This window comes from Arthrobacter mobilis (assembly GCF_012395835.1).
Taxonomy (GTDB): Bacteria; Actinomycetota; Actinomycetes; order Actinomycetales; family Micrococcaceae; genus Crystallibacter; species Crystallibacter mobilis.
Genome location: NZ_JAAZSQ010000006.1, coordinates 162281 through 186770 on the forward strand (window position 1 = coordinate 162281; position 24490 = coordinate 186770).

Here is a 24490-nt window from a genome sequence, read left to right on the forward strand (position 1 = left end):
GTCCGAGGGTGGGTGGAGAGCCGGCCCGCAGGCAGGTCAGCAGCCCGGCGACAGGCCCGACCGCAGCTTCTCCGTCAGCGCCTGCAGCTGGCCGAATTCCTCGGCTGAGAGCGCGGGCGCAATCAGCTCGTGCAGGTGGCGCACGTGCTCGCGGCCGATTCTCCGCTGCAGTTCCCGGCCGGCCTCCGTAAGCGAGATCTCGATGCCGCGCTGGTCCTGCTCCGCCGTGCGCCGCAGCACCAGGCCCTTGGCCTCCAGCCGGTCCACCATCCGGCTCAGGCTCGGCTGGCTGATCAGCAGGTTCTCGTTCAGCTCGTTCAGCCGCGTCCAGCCTCCGGGACAGCGGGTCAGGTTGAACAGCACGTCGTACTCGCGCACGGACAGCTTCCGGAACTCCGGCAGCGCCTGCAGGCGGCGCATCACCGCCACCTGGGCGCGGAAGAGCGATTCCCAGGCCTGCGCGGTGGTCCGGATGTCCGGCAGGCGCTCCTGCTCAATCATGGGCGCCCGCCGGGGCCGCGCCTGCGGCCTGCTTCGCCGCCAGCGCCGCCTTGCGGCTGGCATGCGTCGGGGCATCCGGCACATGGGCCGGCTTCCGGGCGGCGAATTCCTTTTTCAGCACCGGCAGGACTTCCTCGCCGAACAGGTCCAGCTGCTCGAGCACCGTCTTCAGCGGCAGGCCGGCATGGTCGATCAGGAACAGCTGGCGCTGGTAGTCGCCAAAGTAGTCTGCAAAGCTGAGCGTGCGCTCGATCACCTGCTGCGGGCTGCCCACGGTCAGCGGGGTCTGCGCCGTGAAATCCTCCAGCGACGGGCCGTGGCCGTAGACCGGGGCGTTGTCGAAGTACGGCCGGAATTCGTTGACCGCGTCCTGGGAGTTCTTCCGCATGAAGAACTGCCCGCCCAGCCCCACGATCGCCTGGTCCGCCGAGCCGTGGCCGTAATGGGCGTAGCGCTCGCGGTACAGGCCGATCAGGCGCATGTAGTGCTCCTTGGGCCAGAAGATGTTGTTGGCGAAGAAGCCGTCGCCGTAGTAGGCGGCGAGTTCGGCGATCTGCGGCGTGCGGATGGAGCCGTGCCAGACGAACGGCGGAACGCCGTCGAGCGGGCGCGGCGTGGCGGTGAAGTTCTGCAGCGGGGTGCGGAACCTGCCCTGCCAGTTGACCACGTCCTCGTCCCACAGCTTGCGCAGCAGGGCGTAGTTCTCCACTGTCAGTTCCAGCGCGTCCTGGATGTTCTTGCCGAACCACGGGTAGACCGGGGCGGTGTTGCCGCGGCCCAGCACCAGGTCCACGCGGCCATCCGCCAACTGCTGCAGCATCGCGTAGTCTTCGGCCAGTTTCACCGGGTCGTTGGTGGTGATCAGCGTGGTGGCCGTGGACAGCGTGATCCGCTCGGTCTGGGCGGCGATGTAGCCGAGCAAGGTGGTGGGGGAGCTGGAGAAGAACGGCGGGTTGTGGTGCTCGCCGATGGCGAAGACATCCATGCCGATGTCTTCGACCTTCTTCGCGATCGCCACGATCGCCTTGATCCGCTCCCGCTCGGTGGGCATGCGGCCGTTGGTCGGGTCCTGGGTGATGTCGCTGACGCTGAAGACGCCGATCTGCATGGGTGGATCCTCCTGGGTGGGCAGGGCCGGATGGCCGCTGTCAGTTTACATGCTTTTGCATCTACCAGGGCAACAGCGGCCGGCCCCGGTTCATTCCCGCTCCCGTCCGGCCGGTGCCGGCTGCAGGCAGGCGAGGATCCGGCCCAGGCTCACGGACAGCGATCCCGTGGCGGCGGACGGGTGCCCGCCGGCGGCCAGCCGGTCCAGTTCCTGCATCAGCTCCTCGTGCCTGCCGGAGGCTTCCTCCAGCAGGTGCCCGTCGTCGTCGTCCAAGCTGCGGATGGCGGCAGCCACCGCGGCCATGGTGTCCGCGAGCGGTTCAACCAGGTTCGGGGGAATCCGCAGGCGCTCCTCCCAGATGACCGCAGAGAGGACGTCGGTCATGTCCCGGACATGGAACACCGTGCGCTCAAGCTGCCTGAGCCGGCGGTAGTCCTCGTCCAGGTCGCGCGGATGCAGCCGCCGGCGCGGGTTCCCCTTGCTGCTCTGGGCCGCCTCCTGGACCGCCTGCCGCACCCGGGCACTGAGCTGCGCCAGGTCCTCGCTGTGCTCGACCCAGTCCCGGTGGTCCGGCGGCCACGGCTCCACCAGGGCTTCGGCCATCTGCTCCAGCTGCCCGGCCGCGTCCTGCCGGAGCTCGGCCAGCCGGCTGGCCGCGGCATGGAAATGCAGCGGCGGGAAGACCAGGACATTGACCGTAATACCGACGGCGGCGCCCACGGCCGTCTGCACCAGGTAGGCGGTTGCATAGTCCCCGGCGTCGGACCCGCCGACCAGCAGCACGAACAGCGCAGCTACCGGCACCCAGTCCCGGCCCGACCCTAGGCGCGGAATGCCCGCCAGCAGGACGCCCAGGCAGACCAGCAGCCCCACGGAGAGGGCACTGGGGGCGGCCCAGAGCATGAGCAGCCAGGCCAGTCCGATCCCCAGCAGCAGCCCGGCCAGAGTCTGGGCTGCCGTCTTCACCGACCCGGCAACCGTGTGGTACATGCTCAGCAGCGCCCCGACCGGGGCGTAATAGGGGTACTCCTGGGCCGCGCCGGGGATGGCCAGGGCCAGCTGCCAGGCCAGACCCGCAGCCAGGGCCGCCTTCAGGGCGAGCTTGAGCCGGGGCCGGCGCAGGCCGGTCCGCAGGCGGCGTCCGGCGGCTCGGAGACGCCCTGCAGCACGGGAATCGGCATCGGGGCGGCGTCCGGTGCTGGCGGTACCCATGGTTCGATTCTTGCAGCAGGACGCCCCCGTCCGGCAAGCCGGGGCAGGCAGCCGGCGCCCGTCCATGCGGGCCCGCCCGGTGTGCTGTAGCTTCTGAACGAGAGCGTGGGAAGGTGCGGGGAGATGGACCAGGACACGGAGCGGGATCTGGCAGCGATAAAGCGGCTGCACGACATCGACATGCGGGCGTCGAAGGAGGGCGACTTTGCGACGCTGCGCACGCTGATGACCGCGGATGCCGTGGTCCTGCCGCCCGGCGGCCGGCCGATCAGCGGCCGGGACGAGATTGCGGCGCACTTCGTGCGCACCAAGGCAGCGATGCGCCGGTTCGAGGTGCTCGACTACGTGCTCGATTTCGCGGAGGTGAGGATTGCCGGCGATTACGCTTTCGAATGGGGCGAGATCCGCGGTTCGATGCGGGTAAGGCCCGATGGCCGGCCGGCACATTCCTCGTACAAGGTGATGCGCATCCTGCAAAAGCAGTCCGACGGCGAGTGGAAGGTGCACCGCACGATCTGGAACGAGAACGCCTGAGAGTGCGCGAGGGCCCGCCAGAGAACGGCCCGGTCCCCGTGCGTAAAGCGTGCGGGGCAGGCCGTGAACGGGCGGCGTAGCCGACACTGCGGGAGCGCCCCAATCTCTTGCAGCTGGCTCCGCTCCGGAGCACCCGCCCGGGCGGGCGGCTGCGGAGGCTATACGGAGGCGTGCACCGGTTCCCGCAGTTCCGCGGCCGGGCCCCCCGCGGGACGTTCCCGGCGGCCCTCTACCAGGCGGTACAGCACGGGCACCAGCACCAGGGTCAACGCGGTCGAGGAGACCAGGCCGCCGATGACGACGACGGCGAGCGGCTGGGAAATGAATCCGCCGTCCCCGGTCAGCCCCAGGGCCAGCGGGGTCAGTGCGAAGATCGTGGCCAGCGCCGTCATCAGGATCGGGCGCAGGCGCTGCCGGGCCCCGTGCCGGATGGCCTCGGCCACGCTCATGGCCGCCTGGTCCGCCGTACCGCGGCGGTACTGGTTGATCAGATCGATCAGCACGATCGCGTTCGTGACGACAATGCCCACCAGCATGAGCATGCCGATCAGCGCCGGCAGGCCGAGCGGGATCCGTGTGACGGCCAGCAGGGCGATGGCGCCGGTGGCCGCGAACGGCACGGACACCAGCAGGATCAGCGGCTGGACGAGGCTCTTGAAGGCGGCCACCATGATCACGTACACGATCGCGATGGCGGCCAGCAGCGCCAGGCCCAGCTGCCGGAAGGATTCGGCCTGCTGGCTGGCGGCGCCGCCCAGCGTCGCGGTGACTCCCGCCGGCAGGGCTGCGCCGCCGAGCCGGGCCCGGACCTCGGCGCTGAGGGCCCCGAGGTTGTCGCCGCCGGGGGTGACGGAGACGACGGCGGTCCGCTCGCCCCCTGAGGTGGTGATCGTGGCGGGAACCTGCTCCTCGGTGACAGTGGCGAGGTCCGCGAGCCGGACGGGCCCGGCCGGCGTCGGAATCCTGGCAGCGCGCAGCTCCCCGACGCTGTCGAACTGCCGGCCCTCGCCGATCTGCACCGGATAGTCGGTGGTGCCGATCCGCAGCGTGCCGCCGGGCAGCGGGCTGATGGCGGAAGCCAGCAGCCCGGACACTTCCTGTTCGCTCAGCCCGGCCGCCACCGCCTTGGCCCGGTCGATCCTGACCTGGGCTACCGGCTCCTCGGCGGCGAGGTTGCTGGAGACCTCCGCCGCGCCGGGGACGTCCGCAAGCTCCTTCACGACGGCGTCGGAGGCGGCCTTGAGGTCCCGGGCGTCCGCCGCGGAGAGGGTGACATCCACGGTGCCGGAAGTGCCGAAGCCGCCTCCCTGCGTGCCCAGGGTGATGGTCCCGGCGCCGGGCAGGGCCTGCACCGCCTCCCGCACCGAGTCGCGCAGCCCTTCCTGGTCCACACCTTCCTCAGTGGTGACGGTGAACTGGGCCACGTTGGTGCCGGCGGAGAGGAAGCCGCCCAATCCGGCCGTGGAGTTGCCGAGGGTGACCTGGACGTCCTTGACGCCCTCGGTGGCGTGCAGCAGGTTCTCCACCTTCCGAGCCGCCGCGTCGGTGGTCCCGAGGCTGCTGCCGGCAGGCATTTCCTGGCGCAGGTTGAAGCTGTTCCGGCCGGAATCACCCAGCAGGTTGGTCTGCATCAGCGGCACCATCGCCACTGTTCCGGCCAGCACGAGGACGGCGGCGGCCAGCGTCAGTACCGGGTGCCGCTGGGTGGTGGCCAGGACCGGCAGATAGCCGCGCTGCAGTTTCGAGCGGGACTCCCGGGCCTGGGCTGCCGCGCGCACCCTGGCCGGGTCCAGGCGCTGGTCCGGGGATTTGACGAACCAGTAGGCCAGCACCGGCACGATGGTCAGGGATACCGCCAGGGAGGCCAGCAGCGCCAGGGCCGTGGTGACGGCGAAAGGCCTGAACAGCTCTCCGGCCAGGTTGCCCACGAAGGCAATGGGGGCGAACACCGCCACGGTGGTCAGCGTGGAGGCAGTCACGGCGCCGGCCACTTCGCGCACGGCGGTCAGGATGGCCGTGCGTTTGGCCTCGCCGTAGGCCAGATGGCGCTTGATGTTCTCCACCACCACGATCGAGTCATCCACCACGCGGCCGATCGCAATCGTCAGGGCGCTCAGGGTCAGGATGTTCAGCGAGTAGTCCAGCGCGGCCAAGGCGATGAAGCTGGCCAGCAGGGACAGCGGGATGGAGACGGCCGCGATCAGCGTGGACCGGACCGAGAACAAAAAGGCCAGGATGACCAGCACGGCGAAGCCCAGGCCGAGCAGTCCTTCGGTGGTGAGGTCCTTGATCGACTTCTCGATGAACGGCGCCTGGTCGAACACCGTGGTGATCTGCGCACCGTGGCCCAGTTCGGCCTCCAGGTCAGGCACCAGGGCGGCGACGGCCCGCGACACGCCCACGGTGTCCCCGTCCGGCGTCTTGGTCACGGCCAAGGCCAGGGTCTCGGCACCGTTGGTCCGGGTGATCGAGGTGCGTTCGTCATCGTCGATGCGTACCTGGGCCACCTCGCCGATGGTCACCGGTTCGCCCGGAGCGTCCAGCGGCAGGTTCCGGATGGCTCCGAGGCTCTCCAGCGGGCTGCCGACCTGCACGGAGAGGGACTTGCCCTGCGCATCGACGGTACCGGCAGGAACCAGTCCGCCGCTGTTCTCAAGGCTGCCGGCGATGGCGGCGGCGGTGACGCCGTGGTCCCTGAGCTTGTCCTCATCAGGAAGGATCGAGATATGCCGGCGCGCCCCGCCGGTCACCTCCGCCCCGCGGACGCCGTCGAGCTTCTGCAGCCGCGGCACGGCCAGCCGCTGCAGTTCGGTATTCAGCTCGCTCAGCGGCAGGTCCGAGGAGACGGCCATGAAGACCACCGGGAAGTCGCTGACGCTGCCGGCCAGGGACTGCGGCGAGACATCCTCGGGCAGCAGTTGGCGGGCGTTGGAGATGGCGCGGTCCACCTGGCTGCGGGCGCGGTCCAGATTGGTGCCGTAGACGAAGGCCAGGTTCACCGTGGACAGCCCGGTGCGCGAGGTGGCCGTGGAAGACTCCAGGCCCTCCACGGCCGTGAGCGCACGCTCCAGCGGCTCGCTGACCTGCTTGTCCACCACCTCCGGCGAGGCCCCCGGCATCGAGGCCAGCACCGTGACCCGCGGAAGTTCCAGGGACGGGATGAGTTCCTGTTTCAGGGAACCCATGGTGATGACCCCGAAGACGGCCACGAAAACCGTAATGAGGGCGATCAGCGCGCGGTTCGCCAGGGACAGTGTGGCCAGCCGGTGCATGGCCTCAAGCCCGGCCGGCGGGAGGCTGCCCGGCGTCAGCCAAGCTGCAGCACGCGGTTGGTGTCGGCGGTGATCTCGGCCAGCAGGGACGGATTGTCGTTCAGCTTCACGCCGTACCCCGGGAGCATTTCCTTCAGCTTCGGCTCCCAGTTCTTGAATTCAGTGGGGAAGCAGCGCTCGAGTACCTGGATCATGATCGGCGCCGCGGTGGAAGCGCCCGGGGACGCGCCGAGCAGGCCGGAGATGCTGCCGTCGGCGGAGGTGATGACCTCGGTGCCGAACTGCAGGACGCCGCCCTTCTTCGCGTCCTTCTTGATGACCTGGACGCGCTGGCCGGCGGTGATCAGCTCCCAGTCCCCGCCCTCGGCCTCGGGGAAGAACTCGCGCAGCGCCACGTTCTTGCCCTCGCGGGTCTTCAGGACCTCGGTGATCAGGTACTTGACCAGGCCCAGGTTGTCCTTGCCGACGGCGAGCATCGGGATCAGGTTGGACGGCCGGACGGACAGCGGCAGGTCGAGGAAGGACCCGGTCTTGAGGAACTTGGGGGAGAACCCGCCGTACGGACCGAACAGCAGCGAGCGCTTGCCGTCGACGAAGCGGGTATCCAGGTGCGGCACCGACATCGGCGGGGCGCCTACGGCCGCCTGGCCGTAAACCTTGGCGGCGTGCCGGTTGATGACGGATTCGTCGGTGCAGCGCAGGAACTGGCCGGAGACGGGGAAACCGCCGAAGCCCCTGGCTTCGGGGATGCCCGAGCGCTGGAGCAGGTGCAGGGCGCCGCCGCCGGCGCCGACGAAGACGAACCGGGCGCGGACGGACTTCTTCTGCCCGGTCGCGCGATCCTTGATCGTCAGTTCCCAGCGGCCGTCGGTGCCGCGGGCGACGTCGGTGACCCGGTGGCCGAAGTTGATGTCGGCCCCGCTGCCGGCCAGGTAGCCGGCCAGTTTGCGGCTGAGGGCCCCGAAGTCCACGTCCGTGCCGCCGGCCACGCGGGAGGCCGCCACCCGCTGCTGCGGGTCGCGTCCGGCCATGACCAGCGGGGCCCACTCAGCCAGCCGGGCCGGATCCTCGGTGAACTCGATCTGCTCGAAGACAGGCTCGGCCTTGAAGGCCTCGTAACGGCGCCTGAGGTAATCGGCGTGGGCGTCGCCCCAGACGAAGCTCATGTGCGGAATCGGGTTGATGAATTCCTTCGGAGACCCGAGATACCCACTGGTGACCATGTGCGACCAGAACTGGCGGGAGATGTGGAACTGTTCGTTGATGCCCACGGCCTTGGCCGTGGCGACCGAGCCGTCGGGGCCGGCGGGGGAGTAGTTCAGCTCGCACAGCGCGGCGTGACCGGTGCCGGCGTTGTTCCAAGGGCCGGAACTTTCCAGTCCGGCCTGGTCCAGGTTCTCGAACAGGCTGATGCTCCACTCCGGCTGCAGCTGCTTGATGAAGGAACCGAGGGTGGTGCTCATGATTCCGCCGCCGATCAGGGCAACGTCAATGTTCGAGGTGGATGATCCCGAAGGGGTATGTGCAGTCAACTTGAATCTCCCGTAGCAGCTTTGCCAGCGTATAGAGGTTACCCCCGGGTCGCATCCGGACCGAAATTGCCTGCCGCCGGTGTGACCCGGGCTACAGCCCGGCGGCAGCCGGCGTGGTAGCGTCTGCGGTTCCTCAGCTGGTCCTGAGCCGCACGAGGTTGAGGACCTCCTCGAGCATCGGGCTGGCGGGGTAGCTTTCTACCTGCGGGCCCATCGCGAGCGCAGAGATCGGAAAGGCCAGCGGCAGGGCGGGCAGGCGCCTGGCCAGCAGGTCGTTGATGTCCAGGTAGGCCTGGGTGCGCTCCGGACCGTTCGGCAGCGCCCTGGCCCGGGCGATCCGGCTGAAGACCACGGCGCTGTTGAAGCCGAACTCCGCGCTGGGGGCGCCGAAAAGTGCTCCAACGAACTGGTCCGGATCCCGGTAGCTGCCGCTCAGCCCGGCCAGGTGCAGCTGGTGCTTCTCAGTGCCCTGGATCTGGCTGAGGTATCCGTCGTCCCAGGCCACCGGCATCGGCTTGATCGTGAGTCCGACGGCAGTGAGCTGGCGGCTGAGTTCCGCGTAGACCTTCTCCGGGGTGGGCAGGTAGGCGCGGGTGACGTTGAGCGGATAGTGGAAGGTGATCGGCTCGCCGTCGTAACCTGCCGCCTTCAGCAGGGCCCGTGCCTGCTCCGGGTCATAGCCGTAGTAGGTGATCTGCTCGTTGTTGACGCCGAGGCTGGGCGGAATGAACTGCCTGGCCTCGCGGGTGCCTTGGAGGAAGAAGCCGTCGATCAGGGCGCCGCGGTCGATGGCATGGGCGATCGCCTGGCGCATCCGCACGTCCGCCAGCGGGCCGGAAGCCTGGTTCATGCCCAGGTACAGCACCGAGAACGGGTCCCGCGGCAGCACCTGCATGCCGTTGCGCGCCAGATCCGTATAGGTGCCGGGGGTGACCAGGTCGTAGCCGTCGATCTCACCGGCCAGCAGGTCCCGGGCGCGGGCGGCCGGATGCGGCAGCACCGTGAACTCCACCGTGGCGACCTGGCTGGCCGCACCCCAGTAGCCCTCGAAGGCGGAGAGCACCACTGTGCGGCCCTTCCAGCTCTCCAGCTTGAAGGGGCCGGTCCCCACCGGATGCAGCGCGTAGCTTGAGATTCGGGTGCCGTTGTGTTCCTCCGTCAGTTCGTCCGCCCGGCCCTTGGCCAGGGCTGCCGGGGAGGAAATGCCGAACGCCGGTGAGGCCAGGGCGGCCACCAGCCCGGTGTAGGGCCGGTTCAGGTCCAGCTGGACTTCCAGCGGGCCGAGTACCTTGCAGTCCACGTACAGCGGCTCCGCGGAGCTGTCCGCGAAGCCGCCGAAGACCGCCTCGAAGGGCAGCCTGCCTTCGGCCGGCCGGATTTTCTTCGGCAGGTTGAACCAGCGCTCGAAGTTGATCCGGACGGCTTCGGCGTCGAACGGGGTGCCGTCGTGGAAGGTGACGCCGGAGCGGAGCGTGAACCTGTACGAGCGGCGGTTCTCGAGCTCTTCCCATGTGGTGGCCAGCCGCGGTGCCGGCACGCCGGTGTCCGGGTCCACACCGATGAGCGGTTCCAGGATTTGCCGCGTCACCCGGAACGATTCGGTGTCCACCACCAGCGCGGCATCCAGCCCTGCCGGGCTGGCAGCGGTACCCATGGTGAACCTCAGCGGCGCGGTGGCCGGGGACGACGGCGGTGCGGATGTTCCGTTGGACGCGGTCGGGGACGGGCCGGAGGTGCAGCCGGTCAGCAGCACCGCCGCGGCCGCGGCACCGGCCTTAAGAACGGTGCGGCGCGCGGGGGACATGCTCAAGCTGGTGCTCCTCGGGGCCGGCCATAAGGTGGAAGTCCAGTCTAGCGGCCGAGGGACCCGCCCCGAGCGGAGCGAGGTAAGGGAGCGGCCAGGGGTCCCCGCACGCGGAGCGTGTGGGGCAGGCAGCGAACGGGGAGGCCGGCAGACGCTGCCACGGGAAGGCCGCCGGTTAGGGGCGGCGTGATCTTCACCACTTGGCAGGATCCTGTGCCGGACCGGTGCCGTTTGGCCCCAGGTGGGCGATGATGGTCTTGTGATGGCAGTGTCCAATGAAGATCACCGTCCGGAAGGATTCGGCTTCCGGACCGGGGTGCGCAGCGAGGCCGTGGCGATCGGGTTTGCCGTGTTGGTGCTGGCCATGGGATCGCTGTTCGTGGTGCTGGGCATCGTCCTGGCCGTGGGCGAGGGACTGTGGGGCTGGGTGCTCACCCTGGCAGTGTTCGAACTGCTCTTTATCGCCGCGTTTGCCGCGATGCTGCACATGGCCCGGCAGCGGCACCGCTGAGCGCCGTTCCGTCAGGTTCTCCGGTTCCGGCCGCAGGCACGTACCGGACAGGTAATGGTGCGCAAGGCGGGACTTGAACCCGCACGTCCGAAGACACTGGAACCTAAATCCAGCGCGTCTGCCAATTTCGCCACTCGCGCAGTGCGGTGCCGGGACCGGGCCCGGGCACCTGACAATTGTACCCGCAGCGGCTGCAGCCGGAAGGCCTGGGCCTCCTGAGGGCAGGCACAGCAGCCGGAGCGGGCTCGTGGGCGCTAATCGAGGCCGAGATCCCGGCGGAGCTTGGCCACGTGGCCCGTGGCCCGGACGTTGTACTGTGCGAGGGACACCTTGCCGTCCGGATCGACCACCACGGTGGAGCGGATCAGGCCTTCGTAGACCTTGCCGTAGTTCTTCTTCTCCCCCCAGGCCCCGTACGCTGCGGCTACGGCGTGGTCGGGATCGGACAGCAGCGGGAAATTCAGGGCTTCGTTCTGCGCGAACTTCGCCAGCTTCGGCAGCGGGTCCGGGGAAATGCCGACGACGTCGTAGCCGGCTCCCTGCAGTGAGGCGATGTTGTCCCGGAAGTCGCAGGCCTGCTTGGTGCAGCCCGGTGTCGATGCGGCCGGATAGAAGTACACCACCACGTGGCGTCCGCGGAACCCGGCCAGCGAGACTTCGTTGCCCTCCGGGTCCTGCAGGGTGAAATCCGGTGCGGCGTCGCCGGTGGTCAGTCGTTCGGTCATGGGCTGGCTCCTCGATGCGGCAGCTGAAGGCAGGGGACGTTTCCACCAGCATAGCCAAATCGCCGAAAGCCCCGGCCGGCAGGGGGTGGCTTATATCGGCCAACCGTGTGCGACTTATAATTGGAAGGTGCCCGATTTGAACAGCTGGCCAACGCCGCGTCTGCTCTCCACAGCCGCGCGTCTGGTGGAACACGTGTGGAATGAAAAACTAGCGGACCTGGGGTTGACCCACGCCGGGGTGATCGCCTTGGAAGTGCTGGAAACGGAAGGTCCCATGGCCCAGACGCTGCTGGCTGCCCGGGCCCGGGTCCAGGCCCAGACCATGGGCAAGACGTTGTCCCGGCTGGAGGCGCACGGGCACATCAACCGCGCCCGCAGCCAAGCGGACCGGCGGGCCCACCGGGTGTCGATTTCCGAATCGGGCAAAGTTGCGCTCGCGCAGGCCAGGGAACTCGAGCGCAGTCTGGCTGCCGACACTGAGCAGGCCACGGACGAACTGCAGGAACTGCTGCGCGGGATCATCCGGCGGCTGGGCAGCAGCCGCTGGAGCCTGGCCGGACCGCCCCCGGCTGGCTGGACGGGCCAGGACTGATACGTGCACAGACGATGGCACCCCGCCGGCTGCGGGATGCCATCGTCTGTGCACGTGCGGACCGAGGCTGCCGGGTCACGTCCGCCCGCTCGTTCGGCCCGCAAGCGGTCAGGGTCCCCAATCCGGGAGCCGGGCTCGTCGTCGACCTGCCTGAAGGTAGTCGTTGGCGCGTGGAGTCTGGGCCCGGGTGAGCCGGCCGGTCAGCTCCCGGCCCTAGGACATCTTGCGCCGGTCTGGTTGGTGGCCACGGGGACGCGCCGGGAATTGACCGGCAGTTGCAGGTAGTCCGGGCCTGCCCGGTAGCGCTGGGTGTCGCTGTAGCCTAAGGTCCGGTCCACCAGCGTCGGCGGTGAGTCCGGTTTCGGCCAGGTCTTGGTGTCATCCAGCGGGTCCCAGTCCAGCTCGGGATGCTCGTCGTCGCTCATGATCCGCGCATACAGGCCCCACTTCGGGTAATCGCCCCGTTCGGGTCCGGTTTGAGGGACGGCTGGCCTCATCTGTCATGGCCTTGCCTGTTCCCGGGCATGAAAGAAGCCCGCCGGAGCGGGCTGTCTGCCTGGTCCGGCGGGCTGATGACGTGCACCCCCCGGGACTCGAACCCGGAACCCATTGATTAAGAGTCAATTGCTCTGCCAGTTGAGCTAGAGGTGCAGTGCTGCGGCTGACTCTGGAAAGGCGTCCGCAACGGTGGTTCCAAGGAACCGGCGCCCGTTTCCGGGCAAAAAGAGAACCGCCGCCGGTCGCGGATTCCGCGTAGCCGAAGCCGGTTCCCTTTTGGTGCACCCCCCGGGACTCGAACCCGGAACCCATTGATTAAGAGTCAATTGCTCTGCCAGTTGAGCTAGAGGTGCAGATTTGTTTTTGTGCGGTTTCCGTGCGGTTTTACCCCCGCAGCTTCCCTCGCAACGACATGAAACACTACACGAATTCCGGGTGAAAGTGAAATCGGAGGGGCGATTGAGAGCTACCTCACCGGCACTGAGAGCATGCGGTCCGGACTGCCGCCGTTCGTCAATACCCACAACGATCCGTCCGGCGCCTCGGCAGCGTCCCGCAGCCGGCCGAATTCGCCTGTGAGGTGGTCGCTGACAGCCTCACCGGAAATGGTCCCGCCCAGGTCCACGCGCCACAGCCGCTGCCCGCGCAGGGCGGCCAGCCAGGCGACGTCCTCAATGATGGCCATGCCGCTGGGGGAGGCCTCCCGCGTCGATGGCCAGACGTACGCGGCGTCGATAAAGCGCCCGTCGCCGGGTGCGCCGGTGACGACAGGCCAGCCGTAGTTGCCGCCGGGCTCGATCCGGTTCAGCTCGTCGTCCCGGTCCGGTCCGAACTCACTGATCCACAACTGCCCGGAAGAGTCCCAGGCAAACCCTTGGACATTCCGGTGCCCGTAACTGTAGACCGGGCTGTCACCGAAGGGATTGCCCGGTGCCGGATCTCCGGCGGGGGTGATCCGCAGGACCTTCCCGGCCAGGGAGGCAAGATCCTGGGCCGTGCCTGCGTCCGTCGCGTCGCCGGTACCGATGTACAGGTGGCCGTCCGGCCCGAACTTGAGGCGGCCGCCATTGTGGAAGCCGGCCTTGGGAATCCCGCCGAGTACCAGGCGCTCATCCAGCAGTTGCCCGTCCTGCCAGCGGTAGCTGAGGATCCGGTTGTCCTCCGGAGCGGTGAGGTAGACGAAGACCCGCTGGTCGCTCTCGAACTCCGGACTGAGCGCCAAGCCCATCAGCCCGCCCTCACCCGTCGGGTCGATCTCCGCGGGAACTTCCACCGAGGCAGCCATCCGGCCGTCGACAATGTGCTTGATCAGGCCTGAGTCGTTTTCCGAGACCAGGGCGCTGCCATCGGGCAGCACTGCGATGGACCAGGGTGTTTCCAGTCCGCTGGCCACCGTGGTCACGCTTCCGGTGCCCGCCGCAGGCTGGGAGGCGCTAGTGGCGCCGCCGGTCCCCGTCCCGGTCCCGGCGCCGTCCGGCCCGGATCCGGTGCTGCCGGGCGCCGTGCAGGCGCCGAGCGCGAGCAGGGCGGCTGCCGCCAGCGCCAGGCCTGCGGCGGGGAACCGGTTGTGCCGGCTTTGGCCGGTCGGGTTCATCAGTCGCGCGGTTCCCCGTCACGGGCGTCCGGGTCGACCAGACGCTCGCCCTCGTCGCCGTCCCATTCGGATTCGTCATAGCCTGCGTCCTGCGGCAGGTCCTTGCCATCGGCGGCGTTGCCTTCCCGGCCCTTGTCCTGCATCTGCGTTCCTTTCTGTCCGGCGTCCGGGCGGTTCCCGGCCGGCGCCGGCTCGGCGGGTGAAGCCGGGGCAGTCTTCCGGATCCGCCAAGGCGACGGCTCCGACCCCGGATCGATCGGTGTGGCATGCGGGGCCACGGCGATGTCTTCAATGTACTGGTCTTCCACAGGCGGATCCGTCGCCGCGGTGTCGGCGGCACTGTAGGTCCAGCCGTCGATGGGTTCCTCCGCGGCATCCGGAACCGCGGTCCGTGCAATGGCCGCCGGTGATCCGGAGGCTGCGGCGGCAGCTGTATCGCGGGTCATTGACACCGTCCCGGCAGCAGAGGAGTTCGCGGCCACCTGGCCGGATTTATGGGTCAGCCGCCAGGCTAGTGCGGCACCCGCGGCAATGGTCAGTGTCCAGATGAAAGTACCCATGGCGCTGCCTTCCCGAAGAAATTTCCCACGCCGGCTGATGCGTACGTTACGGCCACGGCCGGGACCTGTCCATAGCGTGCCGCGGCAGCGGCGCGAAAGGGACTGGCCCATCCGATAAGGTTCCTACATGGCCCAGGCGATCACCACCATTACTTTCCCGGACCCGGCCTTGCTGGAATCGGTGGCGCCGCTGCCTGCGGGATTCACAGCCGGATTGTGGGACCTGCGCGGGGACCCGGAAGGTGTGCGCGCCCAGGAGATCGACGCCGTCATCCTGCCCTATATGGCAGGAGGGGACTGGCGGGTGCTCGGCACGCTGCCGCAGCTGAAGCTGGTGCAGACCCAGACCACCGGCTATGACGGCATCGCCGAACTGGTCGGTCCGGAGGTGGCCATTGCCAGTGCCGCCGGGGTCCATGCCGCTGCTACCGCAGAACTTGCCGTGGGCCTGGTCCTGGCCTCGCTGCGCGGCATCGACCAAATGGTGCGCGACCAGTCCGCGGCCTTCTGGAACTCGGTGCGCCGCCGGTCCCTGGCCGACAGCCGGGTGCTGCTGGTCGGCGTCGGCGGCATCGGCCGCGGGATTGGCCGCCGGCTGGAACCGTTCGAGGTTGAACTGACCAGGGTGGGCCGCACCGCCCGCGACGACGACGCCGGGCACGTGCACGGCACGGACGAACTGGTGGCCTTGGCCGGCCGGTGCGATGTGATGATCGTGGTCACCCCGCTGGACGAGGACACCCGTCATCTGGTGGATGCCGAAGTGCTGGCCGCCATGCCTGACGGCGCCCTGCTGGTGAACGTGGCCCGCGGGGCGGTGGTGGATCCGGAGGCGCTGACCAGCGAGGTGCTCTCCGGCCGGCTGAAGGCTGCGGTGGATGTCTTCGACCCCGAACCGCTTCCGCCGGACCATCCGCTGTGGCGGAGTGATGACATCATCATTTCCCCGCATGTGGGCGGCAATACCACGGCGTTCGGGCCGCGGATGGTCAAATTGCTGCGCAGTCAGCTGGCACGCCTGGCCCGGGGGGAGCGGCCGGAGAACCTGGTCCGGCCCGGCCCGTTCGCCTGACCGACAGAGCGGGCACGCCTAGGCCATGCTGATGAGCGAGGCCATGAACTGGTGGAAGTCTTCGGCGTCCTGCACCTGCTCGATGCTGCCGCTGCCCGGCAGCACCCCTTCGCCGGCCACCTCGAAGCGGAAGATGCGGCCCGTGCTGTTGCCCACCTCGTATTCGATGGTGCCCGGGTCCGGTTCCGCAGCATGCCTTCCGGCCAGCTGTACCGCGTGCGAGAGGTTGGTCATGTCGATGGCCACCGGCGTGCCGGCGGCGGCCGGCCCGGCGGGGTCGACCGGCGCGATCACCAGCTCATGCGGTCTCCAGCGGTAGCCCAGCACATAGCAGGGCCCCGGGTTGCCGGCTGTGCCCGGCTCCGGCACGGCGCTGGCGAAGACAAGGTTGTAGTCACCGTGGTTGGGGATCTGGCTGTCGAAGATGCCGCTGAGGATTTCCTTGAGTTCGTCGCTGCCGCGCATGGGTCAGAGCACGCGGAGGGACTTCGCCGGCAGCGCGAAGTGGTCGGTTTCCGCGGCTTTCCAGGCGTGGCTGCGGGGGACCGGCCCGCCGCCCCGGTGGATGACAACGGCGGGCCGGGCCACAACGGCGGCAACGGCCAGGGCGCACAGGGCGGCTGCAGTAGTCACGGCGCCATTATGGCCGCATGCAAAGTGAAGTTCAATCCAACAGTTCTTATCTTGAACTGTAGAATTCCTAAATGGATGTAAAGCGGCTGCAGATCCTGCGCGAGCTGGCGGACCGCGGCAGCGTGGGTGCGACGGCCGACGCCCTCAACGTCACGGCCTCCGCCGTCTCCCAGCAGCTGAAGGTGCTGCAGGAGGAAACCGGCGTGCTGCTGGTGGAAAAGTCCGGCCGCGGAGTAAAGCTGACCGAGGCAGGACTGGCGATGGCTGCCGCCGCAGCCGATGTGGCCGCCGCCATGGAACGGGTGCAGGCGACCGTGGACAGCTACCGCAGCGGCTGGCAGCAGCAGATCCGGGCGGCATTCTTCCCCAGCTCGGCCGAGATGTTCCTGCCCGGACTGCTGTACCGGCTGCGCGGCCTGGAGGGCGTGCACTTCGCCGTCTCCCTGGAGGATCCCTCCGTGGCCGGTTTTGTGCCGCTGACGGCAGACTATGACTTTGTGGTGGCGCACAGCCTGCAGGGCGCGGATGTGTTCGAGCAGCGCGGCATCACCGTCGTCGAACTGCTGGACGAGCCGCTCGACGTCGGCATGCCGGCAGACCATCCGCTGGCAGCCAAGGATGCACTGGAGGCCGAGGATGTCGTGGACTACCCGTGGATCGGTGTCCCGCGAGGCTTTCCATTCGAACAGGTGCTGGCCCAGATCGAGGCCCGCACCGGACGGCTGGCCCGGCGGATACTGCGCTTCCCCGACCTGCGCGTGATGGAGGCGATGGTGGCCGCCGGCCACGGCCTGGCCATGCTGCCGCGCTATACCTCATTGAAGGCGCAGGGACGCGGCTTCACCATGCGGCCGATCCGGGACGTGCGCGCGCACCGCAGCATCGTCGCCCTGGTGCGCAGCGACCTGGCTGAGCGCACCACGATCCGCACGGTCCTCGGCCTGCTGCGCGAAGAGGCCCGGCTGGTGGCCAGCCAGCAGTCGGCGGTCGGGCAGGCAGAACCGTAATGTGGCCGGGCCCGCGCCGGGCTGGACATAGAATCTAATGCTATGAGCCCCGAGACAACTCCTGATATCAAGCCGCGCAGCCGCGCTGTCACCGACGGTATCCACGCGGCGCCTGCCCGCGGCATGTTCCGAGCGGTGGGAATGGGGGACGACGACTTCGCCAAGCCGCAGATCGGCGTCGCCAGTTCCTGGAACGAAATCACCCCCTGCAATCTGTCCCTGAACCGGCTGGCGCTGGCGGTCAAGGAAGGCGTGCACGCCGGCGGCGGGTTCCCGATGCAGTTCGGCACCATCTCGGTCTCGGACGGCATTTCCATGGGCCACGAGGGCATGCACTTTTCGCTGGTGTCCCGGGAGGTCATCGCCGACTCGGTCGAGACCGTGATGCAGGCCGAGCGCATTGACGGTTCGGTGCTGCTGGCCGGCTGCGACAAGTCCCTGCCGGGCATGCTCATGGCCGCCGCGCGCCTGGATGTGTCCAGCGTCTTCCTCTATGCCGGCTCGATCATGCCCGGCTGGGTCAAGCTCGAGGACGGCTCGGAGAAGGAGGTGACCCTGATCGACGCCTTCGAGGCCGTGGGCGCCTGCGCGGCCGGGAAGATGAGCATGGGCGACCTGGACCGGATCGAACGGGCCATCTGCCCGGGCGAGGGCGCCTGCGGCGGGATGTACACCGCCAACACCATGGCGAGCATCGGCGAGGCGATCGGCATGTCCCTGCCCGGGTCCGCGGCCCCACCCTCGGCCGACCGGCGCCGCGACCAGTTCGCCCGCCAGTCCGGCGAGGCAGTGGTGAACCTGCTGCGGCTGGGCATCACCGCCCGCGACATCATGACCAAGAAGGCGTTCGAGAATGCGATCGCCGTGGCGATGGCCTTCGGCGGCTCCACCAACGCCGTGCTGCACCTGCTTGCCATTGCCCGCGAGGCGGAGGTGGACCTGACCCTGGACGACTTCAACCGGATCGGGGACAGGATTCCCCACCTGGGCGACCTGAAGCCCTTCGGCCGCTACGTGATGACCGACGTGGACAGGATCGGCGGCGTGCCGGTGGTCATGAAGGCGCTGCTGGATGCCGGCCTGCTGCACGGGGACTGCCTGACCGTCACCGGCAGGACGGTGGCCGAGAACCTGGCCGCGATCAACCCGCCGGACCCCGACGGCAAGATCCTGCGGGCGCTGGATAACCCGATCCACAAGACCGGCGGCATCACCATCCTGCACGGCTCGCTCGCCCCGGAGGGCGCGGTGGTGAAGTCCGCAGGCTTCGACGCCGACGTCTTCGAGGGCACCGCCCGCGTCTTCGAACGCGAGCAGGGCGCCCTGGATGCGCTCGATAACGGGCAGATCCTGCCCGGCGACGTCGTGGTCATCCGCTACGAGGGTCCCAAGGGCGGTCCCGGCATGCGCGAAATGCTCGCCATCACCGGCGCCATCAAGGGTGCCGGCCTGGGCAAGGACGTGCTGCTGCTGACCGACGGCCGGTTCTCCGGCGGCACCACCGGGCTGTGCATCGGGCACGTGGCCCCGGAAGCCGTCGACGCCGGCCCGATCGCCTTCGTCCGGGACGGGGACCGGATCCGGGTCGACATCGGCGCCCGCAGCATCGACCTGCTGGTCGACCCGGCCGAGCTTCAGGCCCGCAAGGCCGGCTGGGAGCCCCTGCCGGCAAAGTTCACCTCCGGCGTCCTGGCGAAGTACGCCAAGCTGGTCAACTCGGCCTCCACCGGCGCCTACTGCGGATAATGCCTGCCCGTCCGGCACGGCGCTGAGCACCGTGCCGGACGGGTCCCGGCGCCACTCTGGAAGCCTTGGCGCCTCCGGAACCGGGCCGTCCGAAAGGTGGACTGTCTTGTCCAAATAGTGAGATGGGATACGCTCCGTTTGACACTGGTGTCCGCACAGCGCCTAGACTGATTGCCATGCAGATCGAAACCGTTGTAGTCGTTATCGAGCGCGTGGCCTAGGCCCGGCTGGACAGGCTACGTCACGCGCGGAACCCCATCGGAGCCAGCCGGCTCGGCGGGGTTTTTTTATTGCATGAAGAGCACAGAGCCGCAGCCTTCACCGGATGCGGCCAGCACATCAACCAACAACAGAAGATCCGTAAAGGAAGAGCCCGATGAGTAAGGGATCGCCAATCAGCCCTTCGCTGATGGCCAACAAGGCACCGGCCAAGGCCGGTGACACTGTCAGGACCAAAGATGTAGCTGCCTCTGTCTCTTCCACCGTGGATGCGGTCAATCCCGTGCAGGGACCGAACAACATCGTGCCGCCCACAGAAATGACCGGCTCACAAGCCGTTGTCCGTTCACTGGAAGAACTGGGCGTCACCGACGTCTTCGGGTTGCCGGGCGGGGCCATCCTCCCCACCTACGACCCGCTCATGGATTCGACCCGGATCAACCACATCCTGGTCCGCCATGAACAGGGAGCAGGCCATGCCGCCCAGGGCTATGCCATGGTCACCGGCAAAGCAGGGGTGTGCATCGCCACCTCCGGCCCCGGTGCCACCAACCTGGTGACCCCCATCGCCGACGCCCACATGGACTCCGTGCCCATGGTCGCCATCACCGGCCAGGTGAGCAGCGCGGTGATCGGTTCCGACGCCTTCCAGGAAGCGGACATTGTCGGCATCACCATGCCGATCACCAAGCATTCCTATCTGGTCACCCGCGCCGAGGACATTCCGCGCGTGCTGGCGGAGGCGTTCTACATCGCCACCAGCGGCCGCCCCGGACCGGTGCTGGTGGACATCACCAAGGATGCCCAGCAGGCCCTCACCACGTTCTCCTGGCCGCCGCGCGTGGACATTCCCGGCTACCGGACCGTCGTGCGCGGGCACTCCAAGCAGGTCCGGGAAGCCGCCAGGCTGATCGCCGCGGCCAAGCGCCCGGTCTTCTACGTTGGCGGCGGTGTCGTGAAGGCGAACGCCGCGGCGGAATTGCGCGAGCTGGCGGAGCTGGTCGGCGCACCCGTGACCACCACGCTGATGGCCCGCGGTGTCTTCCCGGATTCGCATGAACTGCATATCGGCATGCCCGGCATGCACGGCTCGGTCTCCGCGGTGACGGCGCTGCAGCAGTCGGACCTGCTGATTACCCTCGGCGCCCGCTTCGACGACCGCGTCACCGGGGTGCTGAGCACCTTTGCCCCGGAGGCCAAGGTCATCCACGCCGACATCGACCCGGCGGAAATTTCCAAGAACCGTGCCGCCGACGTGCCGATCGTCGGCTCGGTGAAGGAGATCATTCCCGAGCTGGCCGAGGCCTGCCGCGAGCTGTTCGCGGCGGAATCCGCCCCGGACCTGGCCGAGTGGTGGGCCATGCTGGACAAGCTGCGCCAGACCTACCCGCTGGGCTTCACCGAGCCCGAGGACGGGCTGATGGCGCCGCAGCAGGTCATCCAGCGCATCGGCGAGCTGACCGGGCCCGAAGGCGTCTACGTGGCCGGCGTCGGCCAGCACCAGATGTGGAGCGCCCAGTTCATCAAGTACGAGCGCCCGCGGGCCTGGCTGAACTCCGGCGGCCTGGGCACCATGGGCTATTCGGTGCCCGCGGCCATGGGCGCCAAGGTTGGCGATCCGGACCGCGTGGTCTGGTCCATCGACGGGGACGGCTGCTTCCAGATGACCAACCAGGAACTGGCCACCTGCGCGCTGAACAACATCCCGATCAAGGTCGCGGTGATCAACAACTCCTCCCTGGGCATGGTCCGCCAGTGGCAGACCCTGTTCTATGACGGCCGGTATTCCAATACCGACCTGCACACCGGCCACGAGACCGTCCGCATCCCGGACTTCGTGAAGCTGGCGGATGCCTACGGCTGCGTGGGGCTGCGCTGCGACCGGGCCGAGGACATCGACGCGACCATCAAGCAGGCGCTGGAAATCAACGACCGTCCGGTGGTCATCGATTTTGTGGTCAGCCCGAACTCCATGGTGTGGCCAATGGTGCCCGCCGGCGTGAGCAACGACGCTATCCAGATCGCCCGGGGCATGACCCCGGCCTGGGAAGAGGAGGACTAGGAATGTCCCGTCATACACTGTCCGTACTGGTCGAGGACGTTCCCGGCGTGCTCACCCGCGTGGCCAGCCTGTTTGCCCGCCGGGCATTCAACATCCATTCTTTGGCGGTAGGCCCCACGGAAGCCCCCGGGTATTCCCGGATCACCGTGGTGGTCGACGCCGAGGGTGACCTGCTCGAGCAGGTCACCAAACAGCTGAACAAGCTCGTCAATGTCATCAAGATTGTCGAACTGGTTCCGGAATCCTCCGTGCAGCGCGACCACATCCTGGTCAAGGTGCGCGCCGATGCCGCGGCACGGCTGCAGGTAACCCAGGCAGCAGATCTGTTCCGCGCCTCAGTGGTCGACGTGTCCACCGACTCGCTGGTCATTGAAGCCACCGGCACTGCCGAAAAGCTTTCTGCGCTGCTGTCAGTGCTGGAGCCGTTTGGCATCCGCGAAATTGTCCAGTCCGGAACTCTGGCCGTCGGCCGAGGTTCCCGGTCGATGAGCGACCGGGCCCTGCGTTCGGCCTGATATCCCCGCTCGATCCACAGACGAAAAAACCCACAGGAGAAATAGAAAGTGACTGAGCTCTACTACGACGACGACGCCGACCTCTCGATCATCCAAGGCCGCAAGGTCGCCGTCATCGGCTACGGCAGCCAGGGCCATGCCCACGCCCTGAACCTGCGCGATTCCGGCGTCGACGTGCGCGTCGGCCTGGCCGAAGGTTCCAAGTCGAAGGCCAAGGCCGAGGCCGAGGGCCTGCGCGTGCTGCCGGTGGCCGAGGCAACTGCCGAAGCCGATCTGATCATGATCCTGACCCCGGACCAGGTCCAGCGCTTCGTCTACGCCGAGGACATCGCACCGAACCTCAAGAGCGGTGACGCACTGTTCTTCGGCCACGGCTTCAACATCCGCTTCGGCTACATCAAGCCGCCGGCCGACGTCGACGTCGCCCTGGTTGCGCCGAAGGCTCCGGGGCACACCGTGCGCCGCGAGTTCGAGGCCGGCCGCGGTATTCCGGACCTGATCGCCGTGGAGCAGGACTACACCGGCAAGGCCAAGGACCTGGCCCTGTCCTACGCCAAGGCCATCGGCGGCACCCGCGCCGGCGTCATCGAGACCACCTTCACCGAAGAGACCGAGACCGATCTGTTCGGCGAGCAGGCTGTACTCTGCGGCGGCACCTCGCAGCTGGTGCAGTACGGCTTCGAGGTGCTGACCGAGGCCGGCTACAAGCCCGAGATCGCCTACTTCGAGGTACTGCACGAGCTCAAGCTGATCGTCGACCTGATGTGGGAAGGCGGCATCGCCAAGCAGCGCTGGTCCGTCTCGGACACCGCAGAGTACGGCGACTACGTCTCCGGCCCGCGCGTGATCACCCCGGAGGTCAAGGAGAACATGAAGGCCGTTCTCGCTGACATCCAGGACGGATCCTTCGCCAAGCGCTTCATCGACGACCAGGATGCCGGAGCTCCGGAGTTCAAGGAGCTGCGCGCCAAGGGTGAGGCACACCCGATCGAGGCTACCGGCCGCGAACTGCGCAAGCTGTTCTCCTGGGCCAAGTCCAACGACGACTACACCGAGGGCACCGCGGCCCGCTAACCGCACGGCGAAGGCGCGACTATGGCCGGATTCACATTGGGACCAATGGGAAACAATGTGAGTCCGGCCGTTTGTCGTCCTAAACTGATTGCACCCCCGATTGCATCGCAGAAGGAACATCCTTGTGGAAAAACCAGTAGTCCTCCTTGCTGAGGAGCTCTCGCCTGCCACCATCGACGCCCTCGGTCCCGACTTCGAGATCCGCCAGACGGACGGCGCGGACCGCTCCCAGCTGCTCCCTGCGATCGCGGACGTGGACGCCATCCTGGTACGGTCTGCCACCAAGGTCGACGCCGAGGCCATTGCCGCCGCGAAGAAGCTCAAGGTCATCGCCCGCGCCGGCGTCGGCCTGGACAATGTCGACATCAAGGCCGCCACCCAGGCCGGAGTCATGGTCGTCAATGCGCCGACCTCGAACATCATTTCCGCCGCCGAACTGACCATCGGCCACATCCTGGGGCTGGCCCGCAACATTGCCGCCGCCAATGCGGCCCTGAAGGCAGGCGAATGGAAGCGTTCCAGGTACACCGGGACCGAACTGTACGAGAAGAAGGTCGGCATCATCGGCCTGGGCCGGATCGGCGCGCTGATCGCTGCCCGCCTGCAGGCCTTCGAAACCCAGATCCTGGCCTACGACCCGTACGTCACCAGCGCCCGTGCCGCCCAGCTGAACGTGAAGCTGGTCAGCCTGGACGAGCTGCTGGAGCAGTCGGACTTTATCACCATCCACATGCCCAAGACTCCTGAGACGATGGGCATGATCGGCGCCGAGGCTTTCGACAAGATGAAGGACACCGCCTACGTGGTCAACGTCGCCCGCGGCGGCCTGATCGACGAAGACGCCCTGCACACCGCGCTGAAGGAAGGCAAGATCGCCGGCGCCGCCATCGACGTCTTCGTCAAGGAGCCGAGCACGGACCTGCCGTTCTTCGCCTTCGACAATGTCGTGGTCACCCCGCACCTGGGCGCCTCCACCGAGGAAGCCCAGGAGAAGGCCGGTATCTCCGTGGCCAAGTCGGTGCGCCTGGCTCTGGCCGGCGAGCTGGTTCCGGACGCCGTGAATGTCGCCGGCGGCATCATCGACCCGGTGGTCCGTCCCGGCATCCCGCTGATGGAGAAGCTGGGCCAGATCTTCACCGCGCTGACGCATACCTCCGTGACCCAGATCGACATCGAGGTCGCGGGCGAGATTGCCGGGCTGGACGTGAAGGCACTGGAACTTGCCGCGCTCAAGGGCGTGTTCAAGGACGTTGTCTCCGAGCAGGTCTCCTATGTCAACGCGCCGGTGCTGGCCGAGCAGCGGGGCATCAACACCCGCCTGATCACCACGCCGGAGTCGGAGGAGTACCGCAACGTGCTCACCATCCGCGGAGCCCTCTCCGACAGCGCGCAGATCTCCGTCTCGGGCACCCTGACCGGGCCGAAGCAGATCCAGAAGCTCGTGGGCGTGAACGGGTACGAAATGGAAATTCCGATCAGCGAGCACCTGCTGGTGATCAACTACGAGGACCGTCCGGGCGTGATCGGCACCTTGGGCCGGCTGCTCGGCGAGGCGGACATCAACATCGCCGGCATGCAGGTCTCCCGCAACGAGGACAGCAAGCAGGCCCTGGCCCTGCTGACCGTGGACAGCTCCGTCCCGCAGGAAATCGTGGACCAGCTGCGCGGGACCATCGGCGCCAGCCTGGCCCGTGTGGTGGACCTGGCGGACTAAGGGGC

General features: G+C 68.0%; 22 protein-coding genes and 3 tRNA genes. 10 read left to right on the forward strand and 15 right to left on the reverse strand.

All coding sequences use genetic code 11. The features are described from left to right. Nucleotides 1-36: 36 nt before the first annotated feature. The 3 genes from HGG74_RS08780 to HGG74_RS08790 all read right to left on the reverse strand — a co-directional run bounded on the left by HGG74_RS08780 (nucleotide 37) and on the right by HGG74_RS08790 (nucleotide 2821). The gene (locus HGG74_RS08780; RefSeq protein ID WP_168485970.1) at nucleotides 37-501 is read right to left on the reverse strand and encodes a MarR family winged helix-turn-helix transcriptional regulator; all 465 of its coding nucleotides are present in this window, start codon (nucleotides 499-501) and stop codon (nucleotides 37-39) included. Beyond that, a complete protein-coding gene (locus HGG74_RS08785; RefSeq protein WP_168485971.1) occupies nucleotides 494-1609 on the reverse strand; it encodes an LLM class flavin-dependent oxidoreductase in 1116 nt (371 codons plus the stop codon). The genes HGG74_RS08780 and HGG74_RS08785 overlap by 8 nt, the downstream gene beginning before the upstream one ends. Before the next feature lie 90 nt (nucleotides 1610-1699). Then, the gene (locus HGG74_RS08790; RefSeq protein WP_168485972.1) at nucleotides 1700-2821 is read right to left on the reverse strand and encodes an aromatic acid exporter family protein; all 1122 of its coding nucleotides are present in this window, start codon (nucleotides 2819-2821) and stop codon (nucleotides 1700-1702) included. A gap of 123 nt (nucleotides 2822-2944) precedes the next feature. Here HGG74_RS08790 and HGG74_RS08795 point away from each other — a divergent pair, with 123 nt between their 5' ends. Beyond that, nucleotides 2945-3355: a YybH family protein gene (locus tag HGG74_RS08795; RefSeq protein WP_168485973.1), complete on the forward strand. Its 411-nt coding sequence runs from the start codon at nucleotides 2945-2947 to the stop codon at nucleotides 3353-3355. 158 nt (nucleotides 3356-3513) lie between these two features. Here HGG74_RS08795 and HGG74_RS08800 read toward each other — a convergent pair whose 3' ends face one another. From HGG74_RS08800 to HGG74_RS08810, 3 genes are all read right to left on the reverse strand, one after another. Next, nucleotides 3514-6627: an efflux RND transporter permease subunit gene (locus tag HGG74_RS08800; RefSeq protein WP_168485974.1), complete on the reverse strand. Its 3114-nt coding sequence runs from the start codon at nucleotides 6625-6627 to the stop codon at nucleotides 3514-3516. A 35-nt stretch (nucleotides 6628-6662) separates the two neighbouring features. Continuing rightward, nucleotides 6663-8159 carry a malate:quinone oxidoreductase gene (locus HGG74_RS08805; protein ID WP_168485975.1) on the reverse strand — a complete coding sequence of 499 codons (1497 nt, stop codon included), beginning with the start codon at nucleotides 8157-8159 and terminating at the stop codon, nucleotides 6663-6665. Nucleotides 8160-8292: 133 nt separating this feature from the next. Then, entirely contained in the window at nucleotides 8293-9963 is a 1671-nt protein-coding gene (locus HGG74_RS08810; protein WP_246262778.1) for an ABC transporter substrate-binding protein, read from the reverse strand. Nucleotides 9964-10225: 262 nt separating this feature from the next. On the opposite strand from HGG74_RS08810, the gene HGG74_RS08815 reads away from it, so the two are divergent. After that, a complete protein-coding gene (locus HGG74_RS08815; RefSeq protein WP_168485977.1) occupies nucleotides 10226-10474 on the forward strand; it encodes a hypothetical protein in 249 nt (82 codons plus the stop codon). Nucleotides 10475-10529: 55 nt separating this feature from the next. On the opposite strand, the gene HGG74_RS08820 is transcribed toward HGG74_RS08815, so the two are convergent. Continuing rightward, nucleotides 10530-10614: transfer RNA gene (locus HGG74_RS08820), tRNA-Leu, on the reverse strand. A gap of 114 nt (nucleotides 10615-10728) precedes the next feature. Continuing rightward, the gene (gene bcp, locus HGG74_RS08825) at nucleotides 10729-11199 is read right to left on the reverse strand and encodes a thioredoxin-dependent thiol peroxidase (RefSeq protein WP_168485978.1); all 471 of its coding nucleotides are present in this window, start codon (nucleotides 11197-11199) and stop codon (nucleotides 10729-10731) included. A gap of 127 nt (nucleotides 11200-11326) precedes the next feature. Here bcp and HGG74_RS08830 point away from each other — a divergent pair, with 127 nt between their 5' ends. After that, nucleotides 11327-11791: a MarR family winged helix-turn-helix transcriptional regulator gene (locus HGG74_RS08830; protein ID WP_312856792.1), complete on the forward strand. Its 465-nt coding sequence runs from the start codon at nucleotides 11327-11329 to the stop codon at nucleotides 11789-11791. A gap of 200 nt (nucleotides 11792-11991) precedes the next feature. Here HGG74_RS08830 and HGG74_RS08835 read toward each other — a convergent pair whose 3' ends face one another. The 5 genes from HGG74_RS08835 to HGG74_RS08855 all read right to left on the reverse strand — a co-directional run bounded on the left by HGG74_RS08835 (nucleotide 11992) and on the right by HGG74_RS08855 (nucleotide 14443). Then, nucleotides 11992-12216 (reverse strand): catalase, encoded by a 225-nt coding sequence (locus tag HGG74_RS08835; protein ID WP_281356105.1) that lies wholly within the window; start codon nucleotides 12214-12216, stop codon nucleotides 11992-11994. A 153-nt stretch (nucleotides 12217-12369) separates the two neighbouring features. Further along, a tRNA-Lys gene (locus HGG74_RS08840) sits at nucleotides 12370-12442 on the reverse strand. Between the two features lie 124 nt (nucleotides 12443-12566). Continuing rightward, nucleotides 12567-12642 (reverse strand) — tRNA-Lys (locus HGG74_RS08845). Between the two features lie 113 nt (nucleotides 12643-12755). Next, nucleotides 12756-13883: a PQQ-dependent sugar dehydrogenase gene (locus HGG74_RS08850; protein WP_168485980.1), complete on the reverse strand. Its 1128-nt coding sequence runs from the start codon at nucleotides 13881-13883 to the stop codon at nucleotides 12756-12758. Further along, nucleotides 13883-14443, reverse strand: a complete 561-nt coding sequence (locus HGG74_RS08855) for a hypothetical protein (RefSeq protein ID WP_168485981.1) — start codon at nucleotides 14441-14443, stop codon at nucleotides 13883-13885. Before HGG74_RS08855 ends, HGG74_RS08850 begins: the two co-directional genes overlap by 1 nt. Nucleotides 14444-14570: 127 nt before the next feature. Between HGG74_RS08855 and HGG74_RS08860 the strand changes: the two genes are divergently transcribed. Continuing rightward, nucleotides 14571-15515 carry an NAD(P)-dependent oxidoreductase gene (locus HGG74_RS08860; RefSeq protein ID WP_168485982.1) on the forward strand — a complete coding sequence of 315 codons (945 nt, stop codon included), beginning with the start codon at nucleotides 14571-14573 and terminating at the stop codon, nucleotides 15513-15515. Between the two features lie 18 nt (nucleotides 15516-15533). Here HGG74_RS08860 and HGG74_RS08865 read toward each other — a convergent pair whose 3' ends face one another. Together HGG74_RS08865 and HGG74_RS08870 are read right to left on the reverse strand one after the other, a co-directional pair. Continuing rightward, on the reverse strand, nucleotides 15534-15980 hold the full coding sequence (locus HGG74_RS08865; protein WP_168485983.1) for a hypothetical protein: 447 nt from the start codon (nucleotides 15978-15980) through the stop codon (nucleotides 15534-15536). Between the two features lie 3 nt (nucleotides 15981-15983). Continuing rightward, complete coding sequence (locus HGG74_RS08870) at nucleotides 15984-16148, reverse strand: hypothetical protein (protein ID WP_168485984.1); 165 nt, start codon at nucleotides 16146-16148, stop codon at nucleotides 15984-15986. 71 nt (nucleotides 16149-16219) lie between these two features. On the opposite strand from HGG74_RS08870, the gene HGG74_RS08875 reads away from it, so the two are divergent. The 6 genes from HGG74_RS08875 (at nucleotide 16220) to serA (ending at nucleotide 24485) form a co-directional block, all read left to right on the forward strand. Further along, a complete protein-coding gene (locus HGG74_RS08875; RefSeq protein ID WP_168485985.1) occupies nucleotides 16220-17155 on the forward strand; it encodes a LysR family transcriptional regulator in 936 nt (311 codons plus the stop codon). Nucleotides 17156-17197: 42 nt separating this feature from the next. After that, entirely contained in the window at nucleotides 17198-18901 is a 1704-nt protein-coding gene (gene ilvD / locus HGG74_RS08880) for a dihydroxy-acid dehydratase (RefSeq protein WP_168485986.1), read from the forward strand. 376 nt (nucleotides 18902-19277) lie between these two features. Next, on the forward strand, nucleotides 19278-21182 hold the full coding sequence (locus HGG74_RS08885) for an acetolactate synthase large subunit (protein WP_168485987.1): 1905 nt from the start codon (nucleotides 19278-19280) through the stop codon (nucleotides 21180-21182). Nucleotides 21183-21184: 2 nt separating this feature from the next. After that, nucleotides 21185-21697 carry an acetolactate synthase small subunit gene (ilvN, locus tag HGG74_RS08890; RefSeq protein ID WP_168485988.1) on the forward strand — a complete coding sequence of 171 codons (513 nt, stop codon included), beginning with the start codon at nucleotides 21185-21187 and terminating at the stop codon, nucleotides 21695-21697. Between the two features lie 48 nt (nucleotides 21698-21745). Beyond that, nucleotides 21746-22771 carry a ketol-acid reductoisomerase gene (gene ilvC, locus HGG74_RS08895; protein WP_168485989.1) on the forward strand — a complete coding sequence of 342 codons (1026 nt, stop codon included), beginning with the start codon at nucleotides 21746-21748 and terminating at the stop codon, nucleotides 22769-22771. 124 nt (nucleotides 22772-22895) lie between these two features. After that, the gene (gene serA / locus HGG74_RS08900; protein WP_168485990.1) at nucleotides 22896-24485 is read left to right on the forward strand and encodes a phosphoglycerate dehydrogenase; all 1590 of its coding nucleotides are present in this window, start codon (nucleotides 22896-22898) and stop codon (nucleotides 24483-24485) included. Nucleotides 24486-24490 lie beyond the last annotated feature (5 nt).

Excerpts from the sequence above, each read along its gene's own strand:
- HGG74_RS08865 (WP_168485983.1), bottom strand. The coding sequence starts at position 15,980 with ATGCGCGGCAGCGACGAACTCAAGGAAATCCTCAGCGGCATCTTCGAC.
- HGG74_RS08810 (WP_246262778.1), bottom strand. The coding sequence starts at position 9,963 with ATGTCCCCCGCGCGCCGCACCGTTCTTAAGGCCGGTGCCGCGGCCGCG.
- HGG74_RS08790 (WP_168485972.1), bottom strand. The coding sequence starts at position 2,821 with ATGGGTACCGCCAGCACCGGACGCCGCCCCGATGCCGATTCCCGTGCT.
- HGG74_RS08785 (WP_168485971.1), bottom strand. The coding sequence starts at position 1,609 with ATGCAGATCGGCGTCTTCAGCGTCAGCGACATCACCCAGGACCCGACC.
- HGG74_RS08815 (WP_168485977.1), top strand. The coding sequence starts at position 10,226 with ATGGCAGTGTCCAATGAAGATCACCGTCCGGAAGGATTCGGCTTCCGG.
- ilvN (WP_168485988.1), top strand. The coding sequence starts at position 21,185 with ATGTCCCGTCATACACTGTCCGTACTGGTCGAGGACGTTCCCGGCGTG.
- HGG74_RS08780 (WP_168485970.1), bottom strand. The coding sequence starts at position 501 with ATGATTGAGCAGGAGCGCCTGCCGGACATCCGGACCACCGCGCAGGCC.
- HGG74_RS08860 (WP_168485982.1), top strand. The coding sequence starts at position 14,571 with ATGGCCCAGGCGATCACCACCATTACTTTCCCGGACCCGGCCTTGCTG.
- ilvD (WP_168485986.1), top strand. The coding sequence starts at position 17,198 with ATGAGCCCCGAGACAACTCCTGATATCAAGCCGCGCAGCCGCGCTGTC.
- HGG74_RS08800 (WP_168485974.1), bottom strand. The coding sequence starts at position 6,627 with ATGCACCGGCTGGCCACACTGTCCCTGGCGAACCGCGCGCTGATCGCC.
- HGG74_RS08795 (WP_168485973.1), top strand. The coding sequence starts at position 2,945 with ATGGACCAGGACACGGAGCGGGATCTGGCAGCGATAAAGCGGCTGCAC.
- bcp (WP_168485978.1), bottom strand. The coding sequence starts at position 11,199 with ATGACCGAACGACTGACCACCGGCGACGCCGCACCGGATTTCACCCTG.
- HGG74_RS08875 (WP_168485985.1), top strand. The coding sequence starts at position 16,220 with ATGGATGTAAAGCGGCTGCAGATCCTGCGCGAGCTGGCGGACCGCGGC.
- HGG74_RS08855 (WP_168485981.1), bottom strand. The coding sequence starts at position 14,443 with ATGGGTACTTTCATCTGGACACTGACCATTGCCGCGGGTGCCGCACTA.
- HGG74_RS08885 (WP_168485987.1), top strand. The coding sequence starts at position 19,278 with ATGAGTAAGGGATCGCCAATCAGCCCTTCGCTGATGGCCAACAAGGCA.
- HGG74_RS08835 (WP_281356105.1), bottom strand. The coding sequence starts at position 12,216 with ATGAGCGACGACGAGCATCCCGAGCTGGACTGGGACCCGCTGGATGAC.
- HGG74_RS08850 (WP_168485980.1), bottom strand. The coding sequence starts at position 13,883 with ATGAACCCGACCGGCCAAAGCCGGCACAACCGGTTCCCCGCCGCAGGC.